This window comes from Candidatus Accumulibacter aalborgensis, from assembly GCF_900089955.1.
GTDB classification, from domain to species: domain Bacteria; phylum Pseudomonadota; class Gammaproteobacteria; order Burkholderiales; family Rhodocyclaceae; genus Accumulibacter; species Accumulibacter aalborgensis.
On sequence record NZ_FLQX01000174.1, the window covers coordinates 1 to 13048 of the forward strand.

At 64.4% G+C, this 13048-nt stretch carries 10 protein-coding genes; 6 read left to right on the top strand and 4 right to left on the bottom strand.

Annotated elements, in window-relative coordinates:
* From egtD to ACCAA_RS21390, 3 genes are all read right to left on the bottom strand, one after another.
* Positions 1-948, bottom strand: a 948-nt coding sequence (gene egtD, locus ACCAA_RS21380; protein ID WP_186409268.1) for an L-histidine N(alpha)-methyltransferase, incomplete at its 3' end; no start/stop codon positions are given.
* Between the two features lie 40 nt (positions 949-988).
* Positions 989-2299, bottom strand: a complete 1311-nt coding sequence (locus tag ACCAA_RS21385; protein WP_186409269.1) for an ATP-binding protein — start codon at positions 2297-2299, stop codon at positions 989-991.
* Positions 2296-3018, bottom strand: coding sequence for a response regulator (locus ACCAA_RS21390; RefSeq protein ID WP_186409270.1), 723 nt, complete (start codon positions 3016-3018; stop codon positions 2296-2298). The genes ACCAA_RS21385 and ACCAA_RS21390 overlap by 4 nt, the downstream gene beginning before the upstream one ends.
* A gap of 217 nt (positions 3019-3235) precedes the next feature.
* On the opposite strand from ACCAA_RS21390, the gene ACCAA_RS21395 reads away from it, so the two are divergent.
* From ACCAA_RS21395 to ptsP, 3 genes are all read left to right on the top strand, one after another.
* On the top strand, positions 3236-3751 hold the full coding sequence (locus ACCAA_RS21395) for a Spy/CpxP family protein refolding chaperone (protein ID WP_186409271.1): 516 nt from the start codon (positions 3236-3238) through the stop codon (positions 3749-3751).
* 269 nt (positions 3752-4020) lie between these two features.
* Entirely contained in the window at positions 4021-4614 is a 594-nt protein-coding gene (locus ACCAA_RS21400) for a glycine zipper family protein (RefSeq protein WP_186409272.1), read from the top strand.
* 13 nt (positions 4615-4627) lie between these two features.
* The gene (ptsP, locus tag ACCAA_RS21405) at positions 4628-6790 is read left to right on the top strand and encodes a phosphoenolpyruvate--protein phosphotransferase (protein ID WP_186409273.1); all 2163 of its coding nucleotides are present in this window, start codon (positions 4628-4630) and stop codon (positions 6788-6790) included.
* Between the two features lie 67 nt (positions 6791-6857).
* Here ptsP and ACCAA_RS21410 read toward each other — a convergent pair whose 3' ends face one another.
* Positions 6858-7526, bottom strand: coding sequence for a hypothetical protein (locus tag ACCAA_RS21410; protein ID WP_186409274.1), 669 nt, complete (start codon positions 7524-7526; stop codon positions 6858-6860).
* Between the two features lie 519 nt (positions 7527-8045).
* Here ACCAA_RS21410 and ACCAA_RS21415 point away from each other — a divergent pair.
* The 3 genes from ACCAA_RS21415 (at position 8046) to ACCAA_RS21425 (ending at position 12940) form a co-directional block, all read left to right on the top strand.
* Entirely contained in the window at positions 8046-9365 is a 1320-nt protein-coding gene (locus ACCAA_RS21415; RefSeq protein ID WP_186409275.1) for an MdtA/MuxA family multidrug efflux RND transporter periplasmic adaptor subunit, read from the top strand.
* The gene (locus ACCAA_RS21420; RefSeq protein ID WP_186409276.1) at positions 9362-12493 is read left to right on the top strand and encodes an MdtB/MuxB family multidrug efflux RND transporter permease subunit; all 3132 of its coding nucleotides are present in this window, start codon (positions 9362-9364) and stop codon (positions 12491-12493) included. Before ACCAA_RS21415 ends, ACCAA_RS21420 begins: the two co-directional genes overlap by 4 nt.
* Before the next feature lie 222 nt (positions 12494-12715).
* Positions 12716-12940, top strand: a complete 225-nt coding sequence (locus tag ACCAA_RS21425; RefSeq protein ID WP_186409277.1) for an addiction module protein — start codon at positions 12716-12718, stop codon at positions 12938-12940.
* Positions 12941-13048 lie beyond the last annotated feature (108 nt).

A 13048-nucleotide genomic window follows, 5' to 3' on the forward strand; every position in this document is an offset into this window, starting at 1 on the left:
ATGGAACACCCAGAAGGCGCGGTCATCGTCGGTCCACGCGATGATGTCAGTGAATCCCGCCGCGCGCAGCAGCGATTCAAACTCGTCGCGAGCGTACTTGTAGGAGTTTTCGGAATGAATGCGCTCGCCCGCCGTGAACACGCGCGGCACCCCGTCAATCATCACCGTCTGCGGAGTGAGTGCTTCAAGATGCATCTCGATTCGCCCGCGCGTTTCGTCATAGGCCCCGACGTGCTGCCAGTGCGTTTCTGAAAAGTTGCTGCCGATCAGACGATTGATGTGCCGAAGACCATTGCGATTGAACGCTGCGGTCACGCCGAGGGCGTCGGCGTAAGCCGCATCGAGCCGCGCCTTGTCCTTCTTGGCATCGACGCCGATCAACAAACCGCCACCACTGGTGTAGTGACGTATTTCGGCGAGGAATCGCGTCGCCTCCTCGGGAGTGAAATTGCCGATACTCGACCCCGGATAGAACACCGTGACACGATCGGTGAGCAACTCGGCGGGAATTTCCAGCGTACGCGAAAAATCGGTCAGCAGGCCGAGCAGAGCAATTTCCGGGAAGTCGCTCGCCATGGCGGCGAGCGCCGCCGCCAGCGCCGGACCGGCAATATCGACGGCGAGGTAGCGCTCGGGCGCGATCAAGGGTAACCAGGTGCGCGCCTTGCCGCAATCGCCGGCGCCCAGGTCGACAAACGTGCCATTCTGGCCGATGGCCGCGGCGATCTCGTGTCGATATTGGTGAAAGATCGCGCGCTCGCTGCGTGTCGGGTAGTACTCGTCGAGCTGACAGATTGCCGCGTACAAGGTGCAACCCAGTTCGTCGTAAAAGTACTTCGGCTCAATCGTCGCCGGGCTGGCGCGCAGCCCGGCGATCAGGCGTCGAACTTCCACCGCTTGATCAATGTGCAGTCGGTCAACAATGCGGTAGCCTGGTTCAGTCGCCATTCTTGTCGTCGTTGCGTCTCAGCTCAGGTTCAGCTCACAATCAGCGCGTCGGCAAGCGTACCACGACTTGGAGTCCGCCGCCGGGCGCCTCGTCGAGGATCACCTCACCGCCACAGCCGGCGGCGATTCGCCGCACGATCGCCAGACCGAGTCCGCAGCTACCGTCGTTTGCGCGTGCCGGTTCGAGCTGCGCGAAAGGCTCCAGCGCTCGCCCGCGATCGGCACCGGCGATGCCGCTGCCGTGATCACGAACGCTGAGCGCGGCGAGCGAATCGCCGGCCATGGTCAGCCCGATTTCGACCGGCGGTGCGCCGTGCTGAAGGGCATTGTCGATCAGATTGCCAAGCAGACGTCGCAGGTCGCCGGCGGCAATCGCCACCCGGCACTCTCCAGCGGCAGCGCTGACCGTCAATTCGACGGCTCGTCCAAGCTCGCGCTGACGCGCGATCTCGTCACCCAGCAGTGCAGCGATGGCCACCGGCGAGGGTGTCCCGACGAGGTTTTCGCTGCGCAGGAAAGCCAGGCACTGGCCGACGATACGCTCCATGTCGTCCACATCACGCGCCAGGCCAGCGCGCTCAGCATCGCTTTCCAGTAGCGCCAGGCGCAGACGCAAGCGGGCCAGTGGCGCGCGCAGATCGTGCGTCAGGCCGGCGAGCATCTCGCGCCGCTCGGCAGCGGCGCTGGCCAACTGGTCGAGCATGGTGTTGTGGCGCTCGGCCAGGCGCCGGACTTCGCGGGGGCCTTCCGGCGTCACCGTACGCGCAGCGCCGTCGCCGGTCGCGGCAACGGCCTCGCCGAGGCGTTCCAGCGGACCGACGATTCCTCTCACGAACAGCGCGGCGATCAGGAGCACCGCGGCCAGCGTGGCGGCCAGACCCAGCCACAGATCGGCCGGCAGTTCCTGCGGCTCGAAACGCGGCGGCGGCAGAACTAGCCACCAGCGTTCGTTGCCGGCCATGAATCCGATCCACAGGCCGGTACGCTGCCGAGGGCCGCCGTGTCTGAGCAGCACCGGCTCACCGAGGCGGTCGGCGAGGTCGTCGGCGAGGCGGCGGGCAAAACCGAATTGCGGCTCCTTGCTCGGTACGCCGTTGCCGTCTGGTCGCAATTGCAGGCCCTGCTCGCCGGCCTCGGTGGCACTCAAGTGGCGACGGCCTTCACTGTCGAGCCCTGGCAGGGCGATCTGCAGCAGACGTATCTGGCCGGCGATCAACTGAACCGTCTGGTTGACGTGCGAGATACGGCGAAAATGCCCGATCAACGAGAAGGTGGTCAGTTCGGCGACGGCGATGACGGCCACCACCAGCAATACGGTTCGTCCGGCAAGTGATGCCGGCAAGAGTTTCATGGTCTCGCGGCGTCGTCGCTCGCCGCGTCCGGAACGAAGACATAGCCGACGCCCCACACCGTTTGCAGATAGCGTGGGTGCGCGTGATCGACCTCGAGCAGGCGGCGCAGGCGGTGGATCTGCACGTCGATGGCGCGGTCGAACGACTCGCTTGCCTCACCGCGCGTCAGTTCGAGCAGACGCTCGCGCTTCATCGGTCGATTGGCATTGGCGACCAGCACGTTGAGCAGCGCGAATTCACCGCTGGTCAGCGCCACCACCTCCCCCTCTCGGGACAACTGGCGGGCGCCTCGATCAAGGAGCCATTCGCCAAAGCGCACGCTGCCACCCTCGGAGTCTGGCGCGGCCGCCGAGCGTGCGCCGCGGCGCAGGACGGCCTCGATGCGGGCGACCAGTTCGCGCGGATCGAAGGGCTTGCCGAGGTAGTCGTCGGCGCCCATTTCGAGACCAATCACGCGGTCGACCGGCTCGTCGCGGGCGGTCAGCATGATCACCGGCACCGTCTCGCCACGCGCCCGCAGGCGCCGGCAGGCCGCCAGACCATCTTCGCCGGGAAGCATCAGATCGAGGACCAGCAGATGCGGTTGGTAGCGCGCGAGAAAAGCATCGAGTTGACGGGTGTCGGGCAGCAGCAAGGTGTCGAAGCCATGGCGGCCGAGATAGGTGGCGAGCAGCGGACGCAGCTCGGCATCGTCGTCAATGAGGAGAATTTTTTTCATGGTCGTGGTCCAGGTGGGTACAGTCACCAGGGTATGGCCACCATTCTATGCCGCCACCGGCGCCAGGTTGGCCGTCGAAACAATTTGCAACGACCGACGCTGGCGCCGAAATCCTTTGCAACGAGCGGAAAGGGAGAATGGATGCATCGCGAGGGTGGCAGCCAGTGGCCTTCACGAGATCGATCAACCTGACAAAACGAACTAGAGGAGTCCTGAGATGAGCATGAAAGCGAAGTTTTCACCCCGTATTCTCGTTGCCGCATTGATCCTCGCCCTTGGCGTCGGCGGCACCGCCTTCGCCATGAATCGCGGCGAGCACTGCGGCCCTGCCGGCGGCAGGATGGAACAGCGGATGGCTTACGGCCTGAAGGAAATGTCGCGGCTGCACGACGAACTCAAGCTCGATGCGCAGCAGGAAGCGCTCTGGCAGCAGGCCGAACAGTCGAGCAAGGCGAGCATGAGCGCGATGCACGACCAGCGGCGCAAGCAACATGCGGAAGTGCTGGCCGCGGTCAGCAAGCCGGGCGCCGACCTGCGCGCTGTTCTGAAACAGATGGACGAACTCCGCGAAGCCGGGCGCAAGCAGCACGAAGCCAACCGCGACCGCTGGCTGACCGTCTACGACGTTCTGGACGCCACGCAAAAGGAGAAGGCGCGCCTGTTTTTCAAGAGCAAGTTCGAGCGCATGGAGCAAGGGGGCAGGTTCGGACCTGGTGGTCCGGCAAGCAACTGAGTGGTCCCGGCGCTGTCCACTGGCTTCCGGTAGACCAGTGGACCGGGCGCCGTGCTCATGGCTGACGCAGCCACGACCCCCAACCTTTCCCGGCGGGATTGCGTTGGGGTTTCTGTGTTACCCCAAGCGGCGGCACTTGTTGCATACTAACTGCTCACTGAGGCAAAGGACTTGACTATTACCCGAACGCCCAAGGGTGCCGCAGCGGCTGACAAAAGGTTTCACCGCTTCTGCCCGGCCAGCCCTGAATCAAACGAGGATTCGCCGACATGAAATCATTAGCTCCTTTCTTTGCTGCCGCGCTGCCCCTGCTGCTGCTCGCCGGCTGCGTCACGGCGCCGACCGGCCCCACCGTGATGGCCCTGCCGGGAGCCGGCAAGAGTTTCGAGCAGTTCCGCCTCGATGACGCCGAATGCCGCCAGTATGCCTACTATCAGCTCGGCGGTAGCGAAGCGAACCAGGCCGGTGTCGACGCCGCCGTACGTAGCGCCGCGATCGGCACGGCGATCGGCGCTATCGCCGGCGCCGCCATCGGTGGGCGCAGCGGAGCCGGCGTGGGCGCCGGCGTGGGCCTCGTGATGGGTAGCGCAGCCGGCACCGGCGCCGCTCAGAGTTCCGCCTATGGAATGCAGCGGGATTACGACAACACCTATACGCAGTGCATGTACGCGAGGGGAGAGCAGGTGCCGGTGGCAGCGCGGGTTTACCGCGTCCACGCCCCAGCCCCCGTTGATCGTCCCGTCCCACCCGGTGCGTACATTCCGCCGCCACCGTACGGTTCGCCACCGCGGCCTCCGGCGGGATACCCGCCGGGACCGCCGCCGGGATATCCGCCGCCGCCACCGGATTCCCCATTACGCTGAGCGGACAGGGGAGATGAGTGAACGCATGGCCAGTGCCTTGAGATGGCCAGCGAGCATGGCCAGGAAATACCCCGGAGCCTCCAGCGTTGTCCTCGCCGTGGTCGTGTTGTCCATCGACCTCGTTACGGGCAGCGAAACGCAATTTCCGCTGGTCTGTGTTCTGCCAGTCGGCCTGGCAGCCTGGCGGCACTTGCGATATCTGGCCTATGCCCTGGCCACGACACTGCCTGTACTGAGGATCGCTTTTGAGTTCCCGTGGGGAAGCAAAGCATCGCTGGCCATTGCCGGCGTCAACGCACTGGTCGAAGTAGCCGCCATGATCCTGTATGCGTACCTGGTCGGACGAAGCGCCGCACAGACCAGACGTTTGCAGACTACTGCCACGACCAAGGAACGAGAAGTCAGCCAACTGCGCGCCTTTACCAGGATGTCGAGTGCAGCACTGCAAGGCCGGGGCCTATCCCCTGGCCTTGCAGATGGCGTGGCGTGGATCTACCTGCCGACGGAAAGTGAGCTGACCGCTGCGCACCAGCCCATTGAGCAGCATGAGGTGGAAGCGGAGATCAGCCGGCTAGACAGTGCACTGGCGGCCGCGATCCGCGAGCTGGACAATACCCAGAGGCATCTTGCCGACGACATGGCGGCGGCGGAGACCGCCTTGCTGGACGTACACCTGGCCATGCTCAACGACGCCGAGTTCTGGGACTCCTGCAAGCGGCGCGTACGTGAGGACCTGGTCAAAGTCGAACAAGCGGTTGCGGAAGAAGTGCGGACGATGGCAGAGATGCTCGAAGGGTTGAAACAGGACGTCATGCGCGAACGCAGTGCCGACATCCGTGACATCGGTCGTCGGGTATTGCGCAATGTCGGTGCCTCCGGCGCTGGTGGCGAATCGCCAGCCGACCGTCTGGCGTCACTCCCGCCAGACACGATACTTGTCGCCCGGGAACTTCTGCCGTCGGACATATTCCGTCTGGATCGTGTCAATCTGGTCGCCCTGGTCACCGAAACCAACAGTCCCGCGTCGCATGTCGCCATCCTCGCGCGGACCAGAAAGATCCCGGCGATCAGCGACATCAAGGATGCGACGGTGCTGCTGGCCACGGGCGACCGCCTACTGGTGGATGCCGAAGCAGGCACGGTCACCGTGGCACCAACGAGGATTCAGTCTGAACTCTTCGCTGAGCGCCGGAACCGACATGCCATGCATGAGCCCGCTGCTGCGGTTGAGGACCCGCCGCAGGAGGCCGTGACGAAGGACGGCGTCCGCATCGGTCTGCACGCGAACATCAGCAGGCCGGATGAAGCGCACCTGGTCTCGGAGTATTGCCTCGATGGGGTGGGCCTCTTTCGGTCCGAGTTTCTCTTTCTCGATGTCGCGCAGCCGCCGACACTTGACGAGCAAGTGGCCGCCTATTCGGCCGTGGCGAGAACGCTCGATCCGTCGCCGGTGGTCATCCGCACCATGGATTTCGGCGGCGATAAAGTCCCCCGATTCGATCGCACCGAGAGTGACCTTGCTTTCCGGACGGGCAACCGCGGCCTGGCTTTCTCGCTGGCCGAGAAGACGCTGTTCCGCACTCAGCTTCAGGCCATCCTGCGGTCAGCGCCGGAGGGCGACGTCAGGGTCATGTTTCCCATGGTCACCGGCGTGGCCGATCTGAGGGAGGCGCGCCATCTGCTCGCCGAGATGATTGAGGCCGAGCAGCCCTCCGGGCGGGTCGCTGTCGGGGCCATGATCGAGACGCCAGCGGCAGTGATACAGATCCGCGAGATCGTCAAGATGGTCGATTTTGTTTCCATCGGGACCAACGATCTCGCTCACTTCATCCTGGCTACGGACCGCCAGGCACAGGATTCTCCTGGTGTACCTGCGTTCCTGCATCCCAGCGTGCTGCGCGCCACCGAACATGTGGTGCGCATGGCGCTGAACGGAGGGGTCGGCGTCTCGGTGTGCGGTGAAGCGGCTGGGAATCCCGCTGCCGTCTGCCTGTTGATCGGAATGGGCGTCAGGCACTTCAGCATGAATCCCTTTCAGAGCGAGCGCATCCGCAGGATCTTGCAGCAGATGACGCTCGAAGAGATGGAGACCCTCGCCAGGGATGTCCTGGGCGTCGCGACGCAGGCCGAGGTTCAGCAGATCCTCACCACCGCGCTGCCCGACGCCGGAGCGTAGGTGAGCGAACGGATGGCTGAATCGCGTCGACCGAATATCGGCCGCCGCACCGAGCCAGCACCAATCTTCACGCGACTGCGCTGACCACACTACCTACTGCGGCAGCGACCGGGGACTGGCCAGCCAGATTGTTGAGCAGGTTTTGCAGGAAGGATTGCAGCGTCGGCGACTGACTGGTGGTCGCGCTGCCGGCGGCGTTGCTGTTGCCGCCGGACTGTTTCTGTACCTCGGTCAACAGGGTCGCGAAATCGGTCTGCAGCGCTGACAGTGGGCCATTGGTCGACGTGGAGCCGCTTGCCAGTTGTTGAACGAGGCCCTGCAGGCCGGAGCTGAAGTTGGCATAGCCCGCGTTCACTGCCGAGCTGGGCGAGCGATCGTGGTCGCGGTCAGCGGCCGCTCCGGCGCTGCTCTGACCCTGGCGCAAAGCCGCAAAAAGGTCATGCATCAGTTGGTGCATATCCTGCGCAATGGCTTGGCTACCCGAAACAGAACCACCACTCGCCTGATTCTGCTGGCCCGAGCTTACGGCAGATGACGGTGTCGGCAGGTTGATGCCAATCTGGCTGAACGCCTGTTGAACGGCCTGCATGAACTCTTCACCATCCCGCTGACGGTGGCGCGGGCCGGCAACGCCCCCCGCGCTGGACGACGTATCGCCCGTGGCCGCACTTGTGCGACCGGTGGAGGCAATGGCGTTGGCAAAAAGCGAACTGCTGGTGATTGACGAGAGGTTCATCTGTGGCTCCTTTTCGTGTCTGGGAGAAAGGTAAGCTGGGCTGGTCACGCGTCACCTGGACGAGGTGAATCGGCGGTGCCCGGAAGCGGTCCGATCCGTGGACTTCGTAAAGCAATTTTCCGGCCAGCTTACAATGGTAAGGAATCATGCGCCCTCCTGTTGTTTTCACGGCGATTCGGCATCGCAATGGGTCTGGTTAACCCAGGATCAGGTTCGGCAGCCGCCGGGCCGGTTCGACAACTATCGCAGCGGCAAGTATTGCCGCTTCCGAAAATCTCATGGCATCAGTCTGTTAGCGCCTTGGCCAAGGCCCTATTCTGCGCCCATGGGCAGACCGGCGGCAACTCTTGCCAGGCCAACGATGGCTGTAGGGCAGACAAAGGTATTACCAGATATTCCGGAGCGCCGGGCGCACGCGAATTCTTTGTTATATTCCGCTGCTCCCTTGCCGTCGTGCGCCTTCGTGATTCCCCGCGAAGACTCCGCTACGGCCCGGCTCGCACACTGGAATGGCACAGCATGAAGAACAAGACTCTCTGGATCGTCGTCGGTGGCTTGCTTGCCGTTGGCGCGGCGGCGGCCTTTTTCGTGAGCAGAGGCGAAGCGCCGACGGCACCGGTAACGCGTCGCGGCAGCGACGGCGGCGGTCGGCCGGTGCCGGTGCTCACCGCTACCGCGCAGCTTGGCGACATCGACGTGGTGATCAACGCCTTGGGCACGGTCACCGCACGCAATACCGTGACCGTCACGCCGCGCGTCGACGGCCTGTTGCAGCGCGTCGCTTTTCAGGAAGGACAAATGGTGAAGGCCGGCGAGGTGCTGGCCGAGATCGATCCGCGGCCTTTCCAGGCCCAACTCGACCAGGCGCTGGGCCAGTTGGTTCGCGATCAGGCCTTGCTGGCCAACGCGCAGGTCGATGTCGCGCGCTATCGCGACCTGCTGGAGAAGGATTCGATCGCCCGCCAACTGGTCGATGCTCAGGAGGCGCTGGTCCGCCAGTATCAGGGCACCGTACAGGCGGACCGGGGCGCTGTCGACAATGCCCGCCTGCAACTCGCTTTCACCCGCATCAGTGCCCCGGTTGCCGGCCGCCTCGGCTTGCGCCAGGTGGACGTCGGCAACATGGTGCATGCCAGCGACGCCAATGGCCTCGTCGTCATCACGCAGACGCAACCGATCACGGTCATTTTCTCCATTCCGGCAGACAGTCTGACGGCCGTCGCGGCGCGCGTGCAGGCGGGGGAAAAGCTGCTTGTCGAGGCCTGGGATCGCGAGGGCAAGGTCAAACTGGCGAGCGGTCGCCTCTTGACGCTGGACAACCAGATCGACCCGACGACCGGCACCATCAAGCTCAAGGCCGAGTTCGCCAACGCCGACCAGGGCCTGTTTCCGAATCAGTTCGTCAATGCTCGCCTGCGCGTCGAAAGGCGCAGCGGCGCGACGCTGATCCCGATCGCGGCGATTCAGCGCGGCACGCTGGGCACCTTCGTGTACGCTGTCAACGGCGAAGACCAGACGGTGAGCACGCGTGCCGTCACGCTTGGGCCGAGCACTGCGGCGATGGTGGCGATTGAAAAAGGCCTGCAGCCGGGCGAACAGGTGGTCGTTGATGGCGCCGACAAGCTGCGCCAGGGCGCGAAGGTTGAACTCTCGACGCCTGCGACGCGGTCGGCCGGAGGCCAGGGGCAGCCGGGTGGCGACGGCAGTGGCGCCCGGCGCGGCGAGCGCAAAGGCAAAGCCGCCAGCGCGTCACCCGCCGCGAGTGCCGGTGCAGCGGCGGTAGCCGGACCGGCAGCGCCCGCCGAGGCCGCAGCGCCAGTCGGCACGGCTCGCCAATGAACCCGTCGCGCCTGTTCATCCTGCGGCCGGTGGCGACCTCGCTCCTGATGCTGGCGATTCTGCTCGCCGGGCTGCTCGCCTATCGCTTGCTGCCGGTCTCGGCGCTGCCCGAGGTCGACTATCCGACGATCCAGGTGACCACCCTTTACCCCGGCGGCAGCCCGGAGGTCATGACATCGTCGATTACAGCGCCGCTGGAACGTCAGTTCGGCCAGATGCCCGGCTTGAACCAGATGTCGTCGGCCAGCTCCGGTGGCGCTTCGGTCATCACCCTGCAGTTCGGGCTCGACTTGAGCCTTGACGTCGCCGAGCAGCAGGTTCAGGCGGCGATCAACGCCGCGGGCTCGTTCCTGCCGACCGACCTGCCGATGCCGCCGATCTACAGCAAGGTCAATCCAGCCGATGCGCCGGTCATCACGCTGGCGGTTACCTCCGAGACCTTGCCATTGCCGAAGGTCGAGGACTTGGTCGACACGCGGCTGGCGCAGAAGCTTTCGCAATTGCCCGGCGTCGGTCTGGTCAGCATCGGCGGCGGCCAGCGGCCGGCGGTGCGCGTGCAGGCGAACCCGAGAGCGCTGGCTGCCAACGGGCTCAACCTCGATGACCTGCGCACCGCGATCGGCAACGCCAACGTCAATTCGGCCAAGGGCAGCTTCGACGGCCCGACTCGCGCCTCGACGCTGGACGCCAACGACCAACTGAAATCGGCCGCCGAATACCAGCAATTGATCATTGCCTGGCGCAACGGCGCGCCGATCCGCATCAGTGACGTCGCCGACGTCATCGACGGCGCCGAGAATGTCCGTCTGGCGGCGTGGTCGGTGGTCGGCGGAGAGCAGCGACCGGCGGTCATCCTGAATATCCAGCGCCAACCCGGCGCCAATGTCATTGCCACGGTCGATCGCATCAAGAAGCTCCTGCCGCAACTACAGGCAGCCCTGCCGTCGGCGATCGACGTGCAGATCCTGACCGACCGTACGACGACCATCCGCGCGTCGATCGAAGACGTGCGTTTTGAACTGTTGCTCTCGGTGGCGCTGGTGGTGATGGTGATCTTCGTTTTTCTGCGCAACGTTGCGGCGACCCTCATCCCCAGCGTCGCCGTTCCGCTGTCGCTGGTCGGCACCTTCGGCGTCATGTACCTGGCCGGCTTTTCGATCAACAATCTGACGCTGATGGCGCTGACCATCGCCACCGGCTTTGTCGTCGATGACGCTATCGTCATGATCGAGAACGTCGCGCGTTATGTCGAAAAAGGCGACCCGCCCTTGCAGGCGGCGCTGCACGGCGCCGAGCAGATCGGTTTCACGATCATTTCGCTGACCGTGTCGCTGATCGCCGTGCTGATTCCGCTGCTCTTCATGAGCGACGTCGTTGGCCGCCTGTTTCGCGAGTTCGCCATCACGCTGGCGGTGGCCATCCTGATTTCGGCGATCGTCTCGCTGACGCTCACCCCAATGATGTGCGCCCGACTGCTCAAGCACACCCCGGTGGCCGAACAGAGCTGGTTCTTCCGCCGCAGCGGGGCGTTCTTCGACGCCGTCATCGCGCGTTACGGGCGCCTGCTGAACTGGGTTCTCGACCGCCAGTTGGTCACGCTACTGGTCGCCTTCGCCACGCTGGCACTGACCGTGCTGCTCTACATCGTCGTTCCCAAGGGTTTTTTCCCCGTGCAGGATACCGGCGTCATCCAGGGAATCAGCGAGGCGCCGCAGTCGATCTCTTTCGCCGCCATGGCCGAGCGGCAGCAGGCGCTGGTCGACGTCGTTCTGCACGACCCGGCGGTAGACAGCCTGTCGTCGTTCATCGGCGTCGATGGCGTCAATACCACGCTCAACAGCGGTCGCCTGCTGATCAACCTGAAAGCCAAGAGCGCGCGTGACCAGGATGCCAGCGCCGTCATTCGCCGCCTGCAGCCGAAACTGGAGCAGGTGGCCGGTATTTCGGTGTTCATGCAGCCGGTGCAGGATCTGACCATCGAGAATCGCGTCAGCCGCACGCAGTACCAGTTCAGCGTCGAGGATGCCAACCCGGACGAGCTCGCCGTCTGGGTGCCGAAACTGCTCGACCGCTTGCGCCAGTTGCCGCTCCTCGCCGACGTCGCCAGCGACGTGCAGGATCAGGGCCTGCAGGCCTATATTGACATCGATCGCGCCAGCGCCAGCCGCCTGGGAATCACTCCTGCGGCGATCGACAACGCGCTCTACAACGCCTTTGGTCAGCGACTGGTGTCGACCATCTTTACCCAGTCGAACACGTATCGCGTGGTGCTTGAAGTCAAGCCGGAATTCCGGCAGGGATTGGCGGCTCTCGACGCCATCCATATTGTGTCGACGGTAGCCGCCAACGGTGCCCAGGCGCAGGTGCCGCTGTCGTCGATCGCCCGCTTCTCCGAAAGAGCCATGCCGCTGTCGGTCAATCACCTCGGACAGTTTCCTGCCGCGACGCTGTCGTTCAATCTGGCGCCCGGCGCCTCGCTCGGCGACGCGGTCAAGGCGATCCATGCCGTTGAACTCGACCTTGGCCTGCCGGCCAGCGTCAAGACCAGCTTCCAGGGCGCAGCGCAGGCTTTCCAGGCCTCGCTCGACAACACGCTGCTGCTCATTCTGGCCGCCATCGTCGTCATGTACATCGTTCTCGGCGTGCTTTACGAGAGCTTCATCCATCCGGTGACCATCCTGTCCACGCTGCCCTCGGCCGGGCTCGGCGCGCTGCTGGCGCTGCTCGTCTCGCGTACCGACCTCGACGTGATCGCGGTCATCGGCATCGTTCTCCTGATTGGCATCGTCAAGAAAAACGCCATCATGATGATCGACTTTGCGCTGGAGGCCGAACGCGAGCACGGCAAAGCGCCGCGCGACGCCATTTTCGAGGCCTGCCTGCTGCGCTTCCGGCCGATCCTGATGACCACCATGGCCGCCCTGCTCGGTGCGCTGCCGCTGATGCTCGGCACTGGCGTCGGTTCCGAACTGCGCCACCCGCTCGGGCTGGTCATGGTCGGCGGGCTGCTGGTCAGCCAGGTCCTGACGCTGTTCACCACGCCGGTGATCTACCTCGCCTTCGACCGGCTGGCCAGGCGCTTCAAGGCGCCGGATGCGAACGCCGCGAGCGAGACGAACGCGGCCTGATCGATCATGCCTATCTCAGCGATCTTCATCTGGAGGCCGGTAGCGACCACTCGGCTGGCGCAGGCCATCGTCCTGTTGGGCGCGTCGCCTTCAGGCTGCTGCCGGTTTCACCGTTGCCGCAGGTCGATCTTACCGTCGCAGAACCGGCAGTGCAGTTCGGCGCACGATGGCGAGTCGCGCACTGTGGTATCTTTACGGTTAGCGTTCCCGCTCGGAGGCAATATGTCCATCCCCGCTCATGAGCTTGAGGCTGAAGTACTGGGCTTGCCGCCTGAGGATAGGGCGCGGCTGCTTGAACGTCTGATCGAGAGCTTCGAGCCTGAATCTCGTGTCCGAGATGCGTGGATCGCGCTGTCCCTCACACGTGAAGCTGAGGTTAAATCCGGTAAGGTTGCCTTGGTACCCGGTCCCGAAGCAGTAGCTCGCGTCCGCGCAAGAATCGCGTGAGCTACTGGCTTCACCCTGAAGCTGAGTCCGAGCTTGGCGACGCTGCCGTATACTATGCCCAGCAGGCAAGCAAGGTGATCGCATCCTCCTTTGTCACCGAGTTTGAGC